We start from the raw sequence: 16236 nt of genomic DNA, 5'->3' as shown, positions 1-16236 counted from the left end.
CTGTCAGCACGTACGCCGGGTATGGCGTGCGCCGGTACTGACACGCAGCGGCCGAGAACGGCGAGAGGCGGGACCCCGGGGACCGCGCGTGCCGCACGGCGGCTAGGATCCCGACCATGGCCTCCAGCTCTGCGACCGACTTCGTGCTGCGCCCGTTCGAGGGCCTCCCCGGCGAGCCCGACTGGGTCGCGATGCGCGAGATCGTCCCCTCCGCGACCGCCCCGCTGCGCACCACGGAGGAGCACGGCGCCCGCGACGTGCTGCTCGTGACGATCCTGCCGGGCGGCTACGCCGCCATGCACCGCCCCGACGGGACCGTGCTGCTGGCGCTCCAGGGCGTGCTCAGCTCCGGCGACCTCTCGCGCGACCTCGCCGCCGCCCTGCTCGAGGCGATCGACGCCGAGCCGGGCACCGCGATCCCCGCGCCCGCGAACGCGTCGGACGGCCCGCGGCTGCAGGACGTGCTCGACCTCACCGTCCCGTTCGAGGTCACCGTGCACGACGGCTACGACTACTGGGTCGACGCCGGCGCCGAGCGCACCTCCGACGTCGAGGCGTCGCTGTCCGAGGCCGCGGAGGCCACCATCCCCACCGTGAAGATCCCCGGCGTGGAGTCGGCCTACTGGTGCCGGATGAGCCGCGAGTTCGTCCGCTGGGCCCGCCCCGAGCCGGAGGACCAGGTGGTCGACGCGATCGCGCGCCTGCACGCCGAGCGCCGCTCGGCGATCGCGCTGCCGGGCGGCGAGGGCCGGTTCCTCGGCATGTTCCGCGCCGCGGGCATCGTGGTGCCGGTCTGGGAGCTGCCCCGGGGCACCGAGGCCGCCGACGTCGAGGGCCCGGTCGCGGAGCTCGGCGAGCGCCTGGCGGCCGCCCTGGCGGTCACCGAGCCGCTGGACGCGAACCAGCGCCGTGCCCGCGCCGGCATCGTCTCGCGCCAGGTCACGCTGCGCTGACGGCGGCGGTGGCTGGGGCGTCGTCGGCGGCGCCCGGCCGCCCGGGACGGGGGTGCCGCACGGCGGCACCCCCGTCGTCGTCTCCGCGCTTCCCGGGTGACCTGCCACGACGCCGTTCGGCGAGAATTCCGCTACCGAGGGAGTAGCATTCTCAGGGAAAGTCTTTGCACTCCCGATCCCCGGGGAACCCCGTGGATCGACACCCACGACGCAGCAGGCAGGACACGCGTGAACGCCGACCAGGTGCGGGGCCAGGAGGGCCCCGACGTGGTGACGAACGGGACCGACCGGCAGGACGCCGGGACGGCCGACACCTCCGAGGCCGTGCTGCCCGTGGCGAAGACGCCACGGCCGGCCACGAGCAGGGCGGGCCGCGACACCCAGCGTGTCGCCGTCGTCATCCCCGCGAAGGACGAGCAGGAGCGCATCGCGGCGACCGTACGGTCCGCGCGCGCCATCCCCTACGTCGACCTCGTGCTCGTGGTCGACGACGGGTCCGAGGACGACACGCAGCACGTCGCGCGCGACGCGGGCGCCGTCGTCGTGCGCCACTCGCACAACCGCGGCAAGGCCGCGGCCATGGAGACGGGCGCGGCCGTGGTGGCCATGCGCGACGCCCCGGGCCGCCCGCCGCGGCTGCTGCTCTTCGTCGACGGCGACCTGGGCGACACGGCGGTCAACACCGCGCCGCTCGTGGCGCCGGTGCGCGAGGGGGTCGCCGACGTCGCGATCGCGCTGCTGCCGCCGCAGCCGGGCGCCGGCGGGCGCGGCATCGTCGTCGGCGCGGCCCGGCGCGCCATCCACAACCTCACGGGCTGGACGCCGCAGCAGCCGCTGTCGGGCATGCGCTGCCTGACGCGCGAGGCGTTCGAGGCCGCGACGCCGCTGGCGCACGGCTGGGGCGTGGAGACCGGCATGACGATCGACCTGCTGCGCAAGGGGTACGTGGCCGTCGAGGTGCCGTGTGACCTCAAGCACCGCCCGTCCGCCAACGACTTCAAGGGTCAGGTGCACCGCGCGGGGCAGTACCGCGACGTGATGCTGGCGGTCAACGCCCGCCGCCTGCGCGGGGCGTTCGACGCGCTGCGCGGCGTGCACGGCGACTCGAAGTCCTGAGCGGCCCGGCCGCTATCGCGAGGCCCGCTCGAGCTCCCGGCCGCCGCGGGCCTGCAGCGCCACCAGGGTGACCATCGGGATCGCCGGCACCAGCGCGATCAGCGCGATGCGCACCCCGAAGTCGTTGACCAGCGACCCGAGCACGGCCATCGTCCAGATCGCCAGCACCGCCGGCCGCAGCAGGGGCCAGCCCTCCTCGGCGCGGGCGAACCAGCCGGGCGTCCAGCGCGCCCGCACCCGCGCCGGGGCGAGCAGCGGCACCGCCGCGGCCACGAGCACCACGAGCGTCAGCCACACCGGCACCCCGCCGAGCACCGAGCGCAGCGCGTAGGAGGCCTTGCGGGCCAGGATGCCCCACGCCTCGCCGTCGACCACCTGGGCCACGAACCGGCCCAGGTGGGAGCGGGCGGCCTCGGGGCGCAGCCAGTCGAGCACGCCCACCGCGGCGACGGCGGCCACGCCGGCGGCCGCGACGAGCACGAACCGCCGCAGCGTGACCCGCGCCCCCGACGCCACCAGCCCGATGATCACGAACGCCGGCACGAGCACGAGCCCGCCGCCGAGGTCGGCGCCGAGGGTGGGCCACACGTCGACCACCATCGCGACGAGGCCGATCACGCCCACGGCCACGGCCGCCAGCGCCGTGCGGCCGCGCCGCACGAGCCACTGCGCGACGGCCGCGGCGAACAGCAGCCCCGCGACGGCGTAGATGGAGAACGTCGGGTTGCCGAAGCCGTAGAAGCGGGCCCCGAACGTGGGGGCGGAGCCCAGCGGCGAGGCGCGGTTGAGCGGGGTGCCGACCAGCCCGTCGAGGGTCAGCACGGCGAAGGTGACGCCCGCGACGACGCCCAGCGGCGCCCACAGCGGCCGCCGCGGCGCCAGCGCGCCCAGCCCGGCCACCACCGCCGTCGTCAGCGCCGTGCCCACCACGAGCGCCGGCAGCGGCGCGGCGAACCGCCACCACCCGACCAGCGCGCCGAGGAACGACGCCGCCGGCAGGGCCGACAGCGCGAGCGCCGCGCCCTCCGCCCAGCGCCACGCCCGCGCGCCGCGGCCGCGGCCCGTGCGGGCCGCCACGAGGCAGGCGGCGGCCAGCGCGAGGCCGGCGTAGAACGGGACGTCGACGAGCCACGTGTACACGGTGCGGCGCACGTGGTCGCGGTCGGTGAGGTCGGCGAGCTCGTCGGCCGTGGCGGTGGCGTCCGCGGGGCGCACGGCGGCGCGGGCCAGCGGGGTGTCGTCCAGCGTGGCGGGCACCGCGGCCTCGGCGGTGCGCAGCACGGTGGCCGGCACGTCGAGCAGCCGCACGACGCCGTCCGTGCGGGTGGCGGTGCTCGACAGGTAGCGGGGGCGGTCCTCGAGGTCCGCCGACGGCCGCACCATCCCCAGGCCCAGGGCGGCCTGCGTGCCGGGCACGTTCGCGACGTCGACCACCACCACCGTGGCGCTCGACGGCACGGCGTCCAGGACGTCGCCCACGACGTCGTCGACGGCGGCGACGGCCTCGGCCCGCTGCTCGGCGGTCGCCTCCCGCGGGACGACGGCGCTGCCGGCGTCGACCACGGTGACGGGGCAGTCGAACGCGTCCGAGCCCCGCGTCACCGCGGCGTCGACGTCGCGGTAGCGCGCCACGGTGCCGTCGCCGTCGGCGAGCGCGACGGCGGCCCCGGGCCCGACGGCGGTGGCGCACGCCGGGGCGCCGGCCAGCGCCGTGCCGAGCCGGCCGAGCCGCGCGCCGTAGCTCGATCCCCGCTGCTGGTCCTGCAGGGCGGCCCAGCCGGCGACGACGGCGCCGCCCTGGTCGGTGCCCTCGCCGGCGCCCGGCTCCACGGCCAGCGGCGGGCACGCCCACGCGCCGTCCGCGCCGCGCGTCGTGGCGGCCTCGGCCAGCTGCCCCGCGGACAGCGCGAGCCAGCCGCCCTCCACGCAGCGCGCCGCCGCACCGGTCGGCAGCGCGACGCCCGCGGCGTCGGCGCCGTCGGCGAGCAGGCCGGCGAGCGTCGGCGCCACCGGGGCGTCGGGGCGCACGTCGGACCAGCGCATCCCGGCGGTGCCCACCACGACGAGCGACGACCCGGGCGCGGCGACGGCGGTGGCGTCCGGGTCGCCGAGGGCGGTGGACTGCCCGCCGGCGACGCCGGTGCCGGAGCTCGGCGGCGCCATGCCCACCACCAGCAGGAACGCCACGAGCACGCCGCCGCCCACGGTCACGACGGTGGTGGGCGCCCGGCGGACCAGGCCGGCGGCGTCGGGGTCGGGCAGCGGTGCCGCCCGGGCGGGCGCCGGGGCCTGGGCCGCCAGCCCCGTGCCGAGGGTCGCGGCGCCGAGCACCAGCACCAGGAAGGCCACTGCCACGCCGGTGTCGTTGAGCAGCGAGCCGACGCCGGCCACGACGACGAGCGCGACCACGCCGGCGCGCAGCACCGGACGCTCGCGGTACGCCTCGGCCAGCCGGCGCAGCGCCGGCACCCGCGACCACGGCCGCCGGGCGGGCGCCAGGACCGCCCAGGCCGCGGCCACGACCAGCAGCGTCGCGGCGGCGCCGGGCACGCTGGCCACGGTGTGCCACGCGCCCGCGGCCTTGGCCGCCACGACCGCGGCGGCGTCGCCGTCCACGAGGCGCTGCACGAACCGGCCGAGGTGCGAGCCCGGGCCGGGCAGGAGCCACGCGGCCACCGCGATCGCTGCCACGACGACGAGCGCGGCGAACGCCGCGAGCGCGAGGTGGCGCAGCCGCACGCGCCGCCCGGTCACCGCCACGCCCAGCACCACGAACGCCGGGACGAGCGAGACGATCCCGCCGGCGTCCGCGCCGAGGGCGGGCAGGCCGTCGACGAGCACGGTCACGAGCCCCACGCCGGCCACCGCCGCGAGCGCCGCCCGGCGCCGGCCGCGCTGCAGCGCCGCTGCGGCGAGCCCGGCGGCGAGCACCACGGCCGCCGTCGCGTACACGGCGAACACGGTGTTGCCGAACCCGTAGAAGCGGGCGCCGAGCGCCAGCGACGGCCCCAGCGGGGAGCCCTGCTGCAGCGTGGTGCCGGTGAGGCCGTCCACCGTGAGCACCAGCCAGGTGAGGCCGGCGACGGCCAGGGGCAGGCGCCACGCCGCGCCCGGGGTGCCGTCGGGCAGCGGGCGGCGCAGGCCGCGCTCCGCGGCCCAGGCGGCCAGCGCGAGCGCGACGGCGGGCAGCACCGTCGCGACGGCCAGCACCGGGCCGGGCGCGGGGGAGGACCACCAGCGCGACAGCGTGGCCAGCGAGGCGCCGGCGGGCAGCATCGCCGCGACGGTGAGCAGCGCGGCCGCCTGGCGGCGCGCCCGCGGCGACGACGGGCGCAGCAGCACCGGAAGGCAGATCACCGCGGCCGCCACGAGGGTGCCCAGCAGCGCGTAGCTGACGTGCGGGGTGGTCTCGGTGAGCGTGGTGAGGTAGCGGCGGGTCTCCACCGTGCCGGCGGTGTCGAGACGGCGCGGCTCGCCGCGCTCCAGGTTCTTGCCGTCGAACCCGGTGGTGTCCAGGCCGGCGGCGGTGGCGATCGTGGCCGACAGGTCGTTGACGCCGACGACGCCCTCGCGGCGCGTCGACCCGGAGGACAGCCAGCTCGGCGCCGCGCCGTCGCCGCGCACCGAGTCGACGGCCACCTGCCCGGCCGAGCGGGGCCCGAGCGGCGTGTCCGCCACGCCGGCGACGAGGAGGCGCCCGCCCTGGGGCAGGGCGTCCACGAGGCGGCCGACGGCGGCGTCGAGGTCGCGCAGGGCGTCGGCGCGCTCTGCGGCGGGGTCCGGCAGCGTGCCGAGGTCGACCACCGAGACCGGGCAGGTCGTCAGGGCGGCGGCCAGCGGGTCCTCGACGGGCCCGGCCGTCTCCCCGCCGTCGGGCCGCTCGACCCGCTCGGGCAGGCCCGGCAGGTAGCGCTGCACCCGGCCGTCCGACCCGGCCAGCGCGACCGCGGCGCCCGGGCCGAACGCCGTCGCGCACTGCCCGGCCGCGCCGAGCGCGTCGCCGAGCGTGCCCGGGCGCCCGTAGCTGCCGGTCCCCTCGGCCTCGGGGGCCACGAGCGTGGACCAGCCGCTCACCTGGGCGGCGGACGGCGTCCCGGCGGCGGTGGTGCCGTCGGCGATCACCGCGGGCTCCCGCGGGCAGCGCAGCGTGCCGCCCGCGGGTGCGGCGGCCTCCGCGGTCGCGTCGGGCGGCGCGGGGGTGTCAGCGCTGGTGACGCGGTTGCCGGCCGACACGGTCAGCCACGCGTCCACGGGGCAGGTGGGGGACAGGGTGCGCACCGCGATCGAGGCGACGTCGCCGCCCGCCACGAGCGCCCACAGGCGCGGCGTTCGGGTGCGGTCGAGGTCGGACCACTCGAGGCCCGCGACGCCCGCGACGACGAGCGGGCGCTCCGGCGTGGCCGTGGGCTCGGGCGCCTGGCCCGCCGGGCCGGGGTCCTCGGCGGCGTCCGTGGCGGTCGCGTCGCCCCCGGGCGTGCCCGACGGCGTGGTCGCGGTCGTCCCGCTCACGGCCTGCGTCGCGAGCGCCGCAGGCGCGCCTCCGACCAGCACCGCCGCTCCCAGCAGGACCGCCAGGAGGGACGACAGGACGGCGGCGGCACGAGCACGGACGATCACCCGGCAAGCGTATGCGGCCGGGCCGCGCGGCCTCGGGCGTGCCGCCCGGCCGCACCGGACGTCCTACGGCCGCTCGCCGAACCGTCGCAGGACGTCCACGACGCCGGCGCTCAGAGCGCGCGGACGATCAGCGCCTGGGGGTCCACCCACGTCTCGAGCACGCGGGCGCGGCCGATCGGGTCGCCGTCCACCTGCGCCTGCTCGCCGTCCTCCACGCGGATGCGGGCCTTCTTGGCGCGCGTGTGGTCGATGCGGCCGATCTTCGGCACGTCGCCGGTGCGCATGCCGAAGCCCTGCATCACCACCTCGCCGAACAGCTGCGCCCACCCGGCCAGCCCGCCGCGGGCGTCGACCGCCGCGACGTCGAGCTCGCCGTCGTCGATCACCGCGTCCGGCAGCAGCGTGATGCCGCCGGGGAGGCGGCCGCAGTTGCCCACCAGGATCGTGCGCAGGCGCGCCTTGACGGGGTCGCGGTCGTCAAGCGTGACCTGGGCGCGCATGCGGCGGCCGTGCAGGTGCCGCACGCCGGCCAGGAAGTAGGCCATCCACCCGACCTTGCGCTTGAGCGCGTCGTCGGCGTCGGCCACCATCGCGGCGTCGAACCCCAGGCCGGCGATGACCAGGAAGATCTCCTTCTCGCCGGCGGTGTCCTCGACCGTGCCGGGGAACGGCCGGCCCTCCGCGCGCGGGTCGTACGGCGGCTCGCCCTGGCGGCCGTCCTCCGGGCGCTCGGGCGGCTCGTCGCCCTCGGGGCGGGTGCCGCCGGCGGCCTGGCGGGCGTGGACCGCCTCGACGCGCTCGGCCTGGGCGACCTCGGCGGCCTCGTCCGGCGCGTGCTCGAGGATGCGGGCCCAGCCGACGTCGATGCGCCGGTCGCGCCCCGCGAGCACCACGGCCATCGCCTCCTCGACGCTCGTCACCGGGATGTCGAGGTTGCGGGCGAGCAGGTTGCCGGTTCCGGCGGGCAGCAGCGCCATCGGCACGTCGGTGTCCACCATCGCCGCCGCGACCGCCCGCACGGTGCCGTCGCCGCCCGCGGCGACGACGACGTCGGCGCCCGCCTCGAGCGCGGCGCGGGCCTGGCCCTCGCCGGGGTCCTCGATCGTCGTCTCGAAGAACATCGGCTCCGGCAGGGCCGCCTCGGAGCACACGCGCCGTACCACCTCGACGAGCTCCTCGACGCCGTCCTTGGACGGGTTGACGACCACCGCGAGCCGCTCGCCCGACGGGTGCCGCTCGACGGCGCCCGGGTCACCCGCCGGCGCCGCGCCGGTGCGCCCGCGAGAGCGCATCACGACGACCGCGGCGACGGTGAAGGCCACCACGGCCAGCACCATGGCGGCGACCGCTACCCACAGCTCCCAGCGCATGCCCGCAACGGTACGACGAGGAGCGTCCGCCCACGTGGTGAGCGGGGCCCGAGTCCCCGGGCAGCCGTCCTGCAGCTACCTCGAGGCTGCCTCGAGGCGCTCTTGCGGCCGGTCTTGCGGCCGGTCTCGCGGCCGGTCTCGCGACACCCTCGCGGCGGTGGCGGCGCGGACGGTGCGCGGCGCGGCGCGGCGGCGGACGGGGCGGGAATCGCCTGGCCCCGCCCCGCTAGGCTTCCCCCGTGATCGATCTCCGACTCCTGCGCGACAACCCCGACGTCGTCCGCGCGAGCCAGACGGCTCGCGGCGACGACCCGGCCCTCGTCGACGTCGCCCTCGACGCCGACGCGCGCCGGCGATCGTCCCTGGCCGACTTCGAGTCGCTGCGGGCGGAGCAGAAGGCGCTCGGCAAGCAGGTCGCCAAGGCGCAGGGCGAGGAGAAGCAGCAGCTGCTGGTCCGCACCAAGCAGCTCGCGGAGGAGGTCAAGGCCCGCCAGGCGGACGCCCACGCCGCGGAGAAGGAGCTCGACGAGCTGCTCTACCAGATCCCCAACGTCGTCGAGGGCGCGCCCCCCGGCGGCGAGGACGACTACGTCGTGCTCAAGACCGTCGGCGAGCCGCGCGACTTCGAGTCCGAGGGCTTCGCGCCGCGCGACCACCTCGAGCTGGGCGAGAACCTCGGCGCCATCGACACCGCCCGCGGGGCGAAGGTGTCGGGCGCGCGGTTCTACTTCCTCACCGGGATCGGCGCGCGCCTCGAGCTGGCGCTGCTCAACGCCGCGATCGACCAGGCGGTGGCCGAGGGCTTCACGCCGATGATCACGCCCACGCTCGTCAAGCCCGAGACCATGCGCGGCACGGGCTTCCTCGGCAAGCACGCCGAGGAGGTGTACCACCTGGAGCGCGACGACCTGTACCTCGTCGGCACCTCCGAGGTGGCCCTGGCCGGCTACCACGCGGACGAGATCCTCGACCTGTCCGGCGGGCCGCTGCGCTACGCCGGCTGGAGCGCCTGCTACCGCCGGGAGGCCGGCGCGGCGGGCCGCGACACCCGCGGCATCATCCGCGTCCACCAGTTCCACAAGGTGGAGATGTTCGGCTACTGCCGCCCCGAGGACGCCGAGGCCGAGCACCAGCGCTACCTCGCCTGGGAGGAGGCCATGCTCGCCAAGGCGGACCTGCCCTACCGGGTGATCGACACGGCCGCGGGCGACCTGGGCACCAGCGCCGCGCGCAAGTTCGACTGCGAGGCGTGGCTGCCCACCCAGCAGCGCTACCTCGAGCTCACCTCGACGTCGAACTGCACCACGTTCCAGGCCCGGCGCCTGAACGTGCGCGAGCGCACCGCCGAGGGCACCACGCGCACGGTCGCGACCCTCAACGGCACGCTCGCCACCACGCGCTGGATCGTGGCGATCCTGGAGAACCACCAGCAGGCCGACGGCTCGGTGCGCGTCCCGGAGGGGCTGCGCCCGTACCTGGGCGGCCTCGAGGTGCTCGAGCCGGTCGCATGACGTCGCAGCCCTGGCTCGTCGCGCTGGACATCGACGGCACCCTGCTCGACTACGACCAGACGCTGTCCGACGTCGTCCGCGACGCCGTGCGCGACGTGCGCGCGGCGGGGCACCACGTCGTCCTCGCCTCGGGGCGCTCGCTCATCGCGATGACGCCGGTGGCCCGGCTGCTGGGGATCGAGACCGGGTGGATGGTCTGCTCCAACGGTTCGGTGACCGTGCGCCTGGACCCGGACCGGCCGGGCGGCTGGGTCGTGGAGCAGATCGAGACGTTCGACCCGGAGCCGGCCCTGCGCCTGCTGCGCCAGGAGCTGCCCGAGGCCCGGTTCGCGGTCGAGGACGTGGGCGTCGGCTTCCGGCTGAACGAGCTCTTCCCCGACGGGGAGCTCGACGGCGAGCACAGCGTGGTCGACTTCGAGGAGCTGGCCGCCGGCGGCGAGGTCACCCGCGTGGTGGTGCGCAGCCCCGACGCCACGAGCACGGACTTCCACCGGCTGGTCGAGCGGCTGGGGCTCGACGACGTCACCTACGCCGTCGGCTGGACCGCCTGGATGGACATCGCGCCGCAGGGCGTCACCAAGGCCACCGCCCTGGACCACGTGCGCGAGCGGCTCGGCGTCGAGCCGGCGTGCACGCTCGCCGTGGGCGACGGGCACAACGACGTCGAGATGCTGCGGTGGGCGGCGCGGGGCGTCGCGATGGGGCACGCCGACGAGGCGGTGCGTGCCGTGGCCGACGAGGTGACCGGCACGATCGAGGAGGACGGCGCGGCGACGGTGCTGCGCAGCCTGCTCTGAGGTCCTCCGCCCGTCGGATCCCGTCAGGGTTGGTTCCGGGATCGGCCGGATCCCGGAACCAATCCTGACGCTTCGCGAAGGCCGCGCGGCGGACCTGTGGACGACGGCCCCGCGTGGTGCCCCGGCTCTGGTCGGCTGGGTCCGTGGCCGCCCGTCCGCTCGCCCCGCTTCCCGCCGTCGTCGTGACGACGGCGCACGCCCAGGCGGGCCTGGTCGCTGCCTGGCAGCTCGCGGCCTGTGGGGTCGCGAAGTCGCGCGTGCACCGGCTGGTCGACGCCGGTCTGCTCGTCCGTGTCGCTCGGGGCGTGTACGACCTCACGACCGTCCCGGTCCCCGCGGAACGCACCGCCCGCCTCGACCGGCAGCGGGAGCGGACCGCTCGGCTGGGGGTGCTGCTGCACGGTCCCGCGGCCGTCGCCACGGGGCTCAGCGCCCTGGTGCTGTACGGCGTGCGCGGCGTCCCGCCGTCGTTCACGCCCGAGGTGGCGCTGCGCCGCGGCGGCGCTGCGGCGCGGGCCGACGGCGCTCGGGTGCGCCGCGAGCCGGTGCCGCGGATCGTGCACCGCGGCGGGGTGCCCTGCGTGCTGCCCGAGGTCGCGCTCGCGCAGGCGGTCGGGGACGTGGACCGCTGGACGGCGGTGGCGCTGATGGACTCCGCCAGCGTCGGGTGCTGACGGACCGCGCGTTCGCCAGGGCCCGCCAGATCGCCCGCGGGCGCCGGGGCGCGGCGCGCAGCCGCGGGTGGTGGGACGCCTCCGACGCCCGGGCCGAGTCGCCGGCCGAGACGTGGGCCCGGCTGCGGCTGGTCGACGGCGGGGTGCCGCCGGACGTGCTCCAGCTCCCGGTCCGCGGCGCCGACGGCCGCCTGCTCGCCCGGGTCGACCTCGCGTGGGCGCTGGGCGATGGGCGCTGGCTGCTCGGCGAGGTGGACGGCATCGACGTGCACGGCACCCGCGAGGCGGTGGTGGCGGACCTGCACCGGCAGAACGCGATCGTCACCGGCTCGACGGTCCTGCGGCGCTGGACGGGGGCCCAGGCGCGCAGCGGCGCGATGCTGGACGACGTGCGGCAGGTGCTCGACGACGCCGGGTGGCGCCCGGGGCGGGCCTGCCCGGGCGAGCTGCTGCTGCCGTCGTCGACGTGGAAAGCGTCAGGGTCGGTCCCGGGATCGGGCGGATTCCGGAACCGACCCTGACGGGATCGGCGGGGCGGGCGCTCAGTCGCGCGCGGTCAGGACGATCGGCCCGTCCTCGGTGATCGCGATCGTGTGCTCGGAGTGCGCGCCGCGCGAGCCGTCGGCCGAGCGCAGCGTCCAGCCGTCGGGGTCGGTGTAGATCTCGTCGGTGGTCTCGAGGAACCACGGCTCGACGGCGATGACCAGGCCCGGTCGCAGGGGGAACCCGCGCCCGGCGCGCCCGTCGTTCGGCACGTGCGGGTCGCCGTGCATGGTGCGCCCGACGCCGTGGCCGCCGAAGTCGGTGTTGATGTCGTAGCCGGCGGCGTGCGCGACCTGGGCGATCGCGGCGGAGATGTCGCCGATCTTGTTGCCCACCGTCGCGGCGGCGATGCCGGCGGCCAGCGCCTCCTCGGTGGTGCGGATCAGCTTGGCGTCACGGGCGGCACGCTCGGCGTCGGCCGGGTCGCCGACGACGACGGAGACCGCGGAGTCGGCGACCCAGCCGTCGACGGCGGCGGCGAAGTCCAGGCTCAGCAGGTCGCCCTCGGCCAGCACGTAGTCGTGCGGCAGGCCGTGCAGCACGGCGTCGTTCACCGACGTGCAGATGACCTTGCCGAACGGCATCGCGCCGAAGGACGGGTGGTAGTCGATGTAGCAGGACTCCGCGCCGCGCTCCTTGATCATCCGGTGCGCCAGGGCGTCGAGCTCCAGCAGGTTGACGCCCGGCTTCGCCGCCTCGCGGCACGCGGTGAGCACCTCCGCCACGAACCGGCCCGCCGGCCGCATCTCCTCGATCTCCTGCGGGGTCCTCAGCTCGATCATCGGTGTCCTCTTCCTCCTCCAGCGCACGGCACAAGTCTGCCCCTGAAGGATCCCACGCCGGGCCGCGGCGCGGGGATCGGCCGTCCCGCCGCGCGTCCGCGGGGCGGCGGCCGCCGGAGGCCCGACGGCGGCGGTCACGGACAGGACGCGGTGGGATCACGGGGACATCACGGTCGTGTGAGGGATGGGTGAACACGCCCCCCTACCGGGGGCGATACCCCCTTCCTGGTTGCGGCCCGCGGCACTTGGGGGTTGCCTTGTGCGCGAAGAGAGCCGCGTCATCACGCGAGGCTCCGACCGATGCCACGACGAGGTGGAGGACGACGATGAGGACGACCACGAGAACCAGGCGCAGTCGTTCGTTGCTCGCGGCGGGTGCCGGGGCTTCGGTGCTGGCGCTGGTGCTGGCCGCGTGCAGCGGCGGCGGTGGCGGTGGCGGCGGGGGCGGCGGCGAGTCCAGCGCCGAGGCCTACAAGATCGACTGCTCGAAGTACGACCAGTTCGGCGACATCGACGGCAAGACGGTCCACGTCTACACGACGATCGTCGACCCGGAGGGTGCGGCGCACCAGGCGTCGTACGAGCCGTTCACCGAGTGCACGGGCGTCGAGATCGAGTACGAGGCGTCGCGCGAGCAGGAGGCGCAGCTGCCGGTGCGCATCCAGGCGGGCGACCCGCCGGACATCGCGATCGTCAACCAGCCCGGCCTGCTGCAGACCCTCGTGCGGCAGTACGACGCCGTGCTGCCCGCGCCCGAGCCGGTCGTCAAGGAGGTCGACGCCAACTTCTCGGCCGACTGGAAGGAGTACGGCACGGTCGACGGCACCTTCTACGCGGCGCCCTACGACGCCAACGTGAAGTCCTTCGTCTGGTACTCGCCCTCGATGTTCGAGGACGCGGGCTACGAGGTCCCGCAGACCTGGGACGAGCTGATGACCCTCAGCCAGCAGATCGCCGACGACGCGAAGTCCGGCGACGTCGCGATGCCGTGGTGCGCCGGGGTCGAGTCCGGTGACGCGACGGGCTGGCCGGGCACCGACTTCATCGAGGACATGGTGCTGCGCACGGCCGGTCCGGACGTCTACGACCAGTGGTACACCCACGAGATCCCGTTCAACGACCCGCAGATCGAGAAGGCCTGGGACACCGCGGGCGAGATCCTCAAGAACCCGGACTTCGTCAACGCCGGCCTGGGCGGGGTCGACTCCATCGCCACGACGCCGTGGACCGACGCCGGCTTCGGCATCCTCGACGGCGCCTGCTGGATGCACCGCGCGGCGAACTTCTACCAGGCGCAGTGGCCCGAGGGCACCGAGGTGGCCGAGGACGGCGACGTCTGGGCGTTCTACCTCCCGGCGCAGACCACGGACGAGAAGCCGACGCTCGTCGCCGGCCCGTTCATCGCGGCGTTCGCCGACCGGCCCGAGGTCCAGGCGTTCCAGACGTACCTGGCCAGCGCCGACTGGGCCAACGCCAAGGCCGTCGCGACGCCCGCGGGCGGCTGGGTCAGCGCCAACAAGAACCTCGACCCCGAGCTGCTGGCGACCGACTTCGACCGCCTGGTCTACGCGACGCTCACGGACGAGGCGACCGTCGCCCGCTACGACGCCTCCGACCTCATGCCCAGCGAGGTCGGTGCCGGCACCTTCTGGAAGGGCATCGTCGACTGGCTGACAGGGGCGGACACCAAGCAGGTGCTCGACCAGATCGAGAGCTCCTGGCCGAAGTCCTGACACCGGAACCCCGACACCGGCAGCCGGCACGCCGACGGCGTCCGCCCCCGCCAGGGGCGGGCGCCGTCGGCACCGGCTCGGCATCACACCCCTGGAGGGAGCGGGCCATGGACTGGCTCCTCGAGGCCGGGTCACCGGCACAGAAGTTCGGCGTCATGGCGGTGGCGATCCTGCTGTTCGTCGTCGTCATGGGCGCGATCCTGTTCGCCGTCGACCGGCCCAAGCGCGTCCCGCGCTGGGTCGTGGCCGTCGGCTTCGTCGGGCCGGCGCTGCTCGGCCTGGCGTTCGGCCTGGTCTACCCGGGCCTGGTCACCATCAAGAACTCGTTCTTCGACCGCAGCGGCGCCGAGTTCGTGGGCTTCGACAACTACGTCACGGCGTTCACGAACGAGCAGTTCCTCATCGTGCTGCGCAACACGGCGATCTGGGTGCTCGTCGCCCCCGTGCTGTCGACGCTCATCGGCCTGGTCTACGCGGTCGTCGTCGACCGCAGCCGGTTCGAGCGCTTCGCCAAGGCGCTGATCTTCCTGCCGATGGCGATCTCGATGGTGGGCGCGAGCATCATCTGGCGGTTCGTCTACGAGTTCAAGCCCGACCAGCCGGGCGTGCAGCAGACGGGTCTGCTCAACCAGCTGCTCGTGTGGCTGGGCCTGCCCCCGCAGCAGTTCCTCATCAACCAGCCCTGGAACACGGTGTTCCTCATCGTGATCCTCATCTGGATCCAGAGCGGGTTCGCCATGACCCTGCTCAGCGCGGCCATCAAGGCGATCCCCGACGACATCACCGAGGCTGCGCGGCTCGACGGCCTGCACGGCCTGGGGATGTTCCGCTACATCACGGTGCCGAGCATCCGCCCGGCCCTCGTCGTCGTGCTCACCACGATCGCGATCACCACGCTGAAGGTGTTCGACATCGTGCGCACCACCACGGCCGGCCAGTTCGGCACGTCCGTCGTGGCCAACGAGTTCTACACGCAGTCGTTCCGGCAGAACAACGCCGGCCTCGGCGCCGCGCTCGCGGTGGTCCTGTTCATCCTGGTGATCCCGATCATCGTCTACAACGTGCGGCAGCTGCGTCTCGCGGAGGAGGTCCGATGAGCGCCGGAGGACTCACCCAAGGCCCCCAGGTCGTCCTGCCGGAGCCGGCGGTCGACGCCGGCCGCGGCACGCGCGCCGGGCGGCTGTCCGGGCGGGCCGCCCGGGCCAAGCGCCGGCTGTCGAACCCGTGGGCGTCGGGCATCGCCATCGTGCTCGGCATCCTGTGGACGATCCCGACGATCGGGCTGTTCATCACCTCGTTCCGTCCCGAGTCCGACATCCGCCGCAGCGGCTGGTGGACGGTGTTCGGCAACCTGTTCACCGGCGAGAACCAGTTCTCGCTGGAGAACTACCAGACCGCCCTGTACGGCAGCTCGACCAACCTGGTGCAGTACTTCGTCAACTCGATCGTGATCACGCTGCCGAGCGTGATCATCCCGATCACCGTCGCGCTGCTGGCGGCGTACGCCTTCGCCTGGATCGACTTCCCGGGCCGCAACTGGCTGTTCGTCGCGGTGTTCGCCCTCCAGATCGTCCCGATCCAGGTGACGATGATCCCGCTGCTGACCGCGTACGTGGACGTCGGGATCGCCGGCTCCTTCTGGACGGTCTGGCTGTCGCACTCGATCTTCGCCCTGCCGCTGGCGATCTTCCTGCTGCACAACTTCATGAAGGACATCCCCAGCTCGCTGGTCGAGGCGGCCCGCGTCGACGGCGCCGGGCACGTCACGATCTTCTTCCGCGTGGTGATGCCCCTGCTGGTGCCGGCGATCGCGGCGTTCGGCATCTTCCAGTTCCTGTGGGTGTGGAACGACCTGCTCGTCGCGCTGGTCTTCGCGGGCGGCACGCCCGACGTCGCGCCGCTGACGGTGCGCGTCGCGGAGATGTCCGGCTCCCGCGGCGGCGACTGGCACATCCTGTCGGCCGGGGCCTTCATCTCGATCATCGTGCCGCTGGTGGTCTTCGTCGCGCTGCAGCGCTACTTCGTGCGCGGTCTGCTGGCCGGGTCGGTCAAGGGCTGACGCGGCGGCGTCGCAGGACGAGCGGCCCGGGCCGGCGGAAGGTCGCCGGCCCGGGCCGCTCGCCGTCCGGCGTCCGAGTGC

12 protein-coding genes are annotated in these 16236 nt (G+C 75.4%); 9 read left to right on the top strand and 3 right to left on the bottom strand.

Going from position 1 to position 16236, the window contains the following annotated elements; genetic code table 11:
• The first annotated feature begins 116 nt into the window (after positions 1-116).
• Positions 117-953: a DUF5926 family protein gene (locus GSF02_RS03045; protein ID WP_159792626.1), complete on the top strand. Its 837-nt coding sequence runs from the start codon at positions 117-119 to the stop codon at positions 951-953.
• 327 nt (positions 954-1280) lie between these two features.
• A complete protein-coding gene (locus tag GSF02_RS03040; RefSeq protein ID WP_235915336.1) occupies positions 1281-2069 on the top strand; it encodes a glycosyltransferase family 2 protein in 789 nt (262 codons plus the stop codon).
• A gap of 12 nt (positions 2070-2081) precedes the next feature.
• Here GSF02_RS03040 and GSF02_RS03035 read toward each other — a convergent pair whose 3' ends face one another.
• Both GSF02_RS03035 and GSF02_RS03030 read right to left on the bottom strand, forming a co-directional pair.
• Complete coding sequence (locus tag GSF02_RS03035; protein ID WP_159792622.1) at positions 2082-6686, bottom strand: hypothetical protein; 4605 nt, start codon at positions 6684-6686, stop codon at positions 2082-2084.
• A gap of 110 nt (positions 6687-6796) precedes the next feature.
• Positions 6797-8056 (bottom strand): diacylglycerol/lipid kinase family protein, encoded by a 1260-nt coding sequence (locus tag GSF02_RS03030; RefSeq protein WP_159792620.1) that lies wholly within the window; start codon positions 8054-8056, stop codon positions 6797-6799.
• 239 nt (positions 8057-8295) lie between these two features.
• On the opposite strand from GSF02_RS03030, the gene serS reads away from it, so the two are divergent.
• The 4 genes from serS to GSF02_RS03010 all read left to right on the top strand — a co-directional run bounded on the left by serS (position 8296) and on the right by GSF02_RS03010 (position 11559).
• The gene (gene serS / locus GSF02_RS03025; RefSeq protein WP_159792618.1) at positions 8296-9567 is read left to right on the top strand and encodes a serine--tRNA ligase; all 1272 of its coding nucleotides are present in this window, start codon (positions 8296-8298) and stop codon (positions 9565-9567) included.
• Positions 9564-10364 (top strand): HAD family hydrolase, encoded by an 801-nt coding sequence (locus tag GSF02_RS03020; RefSeq protein WP_159792616.1) that lies wholly within the window; start codon positions 9564-9566, stop codon positions 10362-10364. The genes serS and GSF02_RS03020 overlap by 4 nt, the downstream gene beginning before the upstream one ends.
• A 143-nt stretch (positions 10365-10507) precedes the next feature.
• Positions 10508-11038 (top strand): type IV toxin-antitoxin system AbiEi family antitoxin domain-containing protein, encoded by a 531-nt coding sequence (locus GSF02_RS03015; protein WP_159792614.1) that lies wholly within the window; start codon positions 10508-10510, stop codon positions 11036-11038.
• Positions 11032-11559: a hypothetical protein gene (locus tag GSF02_RS03010; protein WP_159792612.1), complete on the top strand. Its 528-nt coding sequence runs from the start codon at positions 11032-11034 to the stop codon at positions 11557-11559. Before GSF02_RS03015 ends, GSF02_RS03010 begins: the two co-directional genes overlap by 7 nt.
• 21 nt (positions 11560-11580) lie before the next feature.
• Here the strand turns inward: GSF02_RS03010 and map are convergent, their stop codons facing one another.
• The gene (gene map, locus GSF02_RS03005; protein ID WP_159792610.1) at positions 11581-12363 is read right to left on the bottom strand and encodes a type I methionyl aminopeptidase; all 783 of its coding nucleotides are present in this window, start codon (positions 12361-12363) and stop codon (positions 11581-11583) included.
• 326 nt (positions 12364-12689) lie between these two features.
• On the opposite strand from map, the gene GSF02_RS03000 reads away from it, so the two are divergent.
• From GSF02_RS03000 to GSF02_RS02990, 3 genes are all read left to right on the top strand, one after another.
• Positions 12690-14096 (top strand): ABC transporter substrate-binding protein, encoded by a 1407-nt coding sequence (locus GSF02_RS03000; protein ID WP_159792608.1) that lies wholly within the window; start codon positions 12690-12692, stop codon positions 14094-14096.
• A gap of 107 nt (positions 14097-14203) precedes the next feature.
• A complete protein-coding gene (locus GSF02_RS02995) occupies positions 14204-15193 on the top strand; it encodes a carbohydrate ABC transporter permease (protein ID WP_159792606.1) in 990 nt (329 codons plus the stop codon).
• Complete coding sequence (locus GSF02_RS02990; RefSeq protein WP_159792604.1) at positions 15190-16155, top strand: carbohydrate ABC transporter permease; 966 nt, start codon at positions 15190-15192, stop codon at positions 16153-16155. Before GSF02_RS02995 ends, GSF02_RS02990 begins: the two co-directional genes overlap by 4 nt.
• Positions 16156-16236: the final 81 nt, after the last annotated feature.

Origin of the sequence: Puerhibacterium puerhi, assembly GCF_009846865.1 — a bacterium.
GTDB classification, from domain to species: Bacteria; Actinomycetota; Actinomycetes; order Actinomycetales; family Cellulomonadaceae; genus Puerhibacterium; species Puerhibacterium puerhi.
This window is presented reverse-complemented; position numbering and strand designations above follow the sequence as displayed.

Excerpts from the sequence above, each read along its gene's own strand:
- GSF02_RS03045 (WP_159792626.1), top strand. The coding sequence starts at position 117 with ATGGCCTCCAGCTCTGCGACCGACTTCGTGCTGCGCCCGTTCGAGGGC.
- GSF02_RS03030 (WP_159792620.1), bottom strand. The coding sequence starts at position 8,056 with ATGCGCTGGGAGCTGTGGGTAGCGGTCGCCGCCATGGTGCTGGCCGTG.
- GSF02_RS03020 (WP_159792616.1), top strand. The coding sequence starts at position 9,564 with ATGACGTCGCAGCCCTGGCTCGTCGCGCTGGACATCGACGGCACCCTG.
- map (WP_159792610.1), bottom strand. The coding sequence starts at position 12,363 with ATGATCGAGCTGAGGACCCCGCAGGAGATCGAGGAGATGCGGCCGGCG.
- GSF02_RS03000 (WP_159792608.1), top strand. The coding sequence starts at position 12,690 with ATGAGGACGACCACGAGAACCAGGCGCAGTCGTTCGTTGCTCGCGGCG.
- GSF02_RS02995 (WP_159792606.1), top strand. The coding sequence starts at position 14,204 with ATGGACTGGCTCCTCGAGGCCGGGTCACCGGCACAGAAGTTCGGCGTC.
- GSF02_RS02990 (WP_159792604.1), top strand. The coding sequence starts at position 15,190 with ATGAGCGCCGGAGGACTCACCCAAGGCCCCCAGGTCGTCCTGCCGGAG.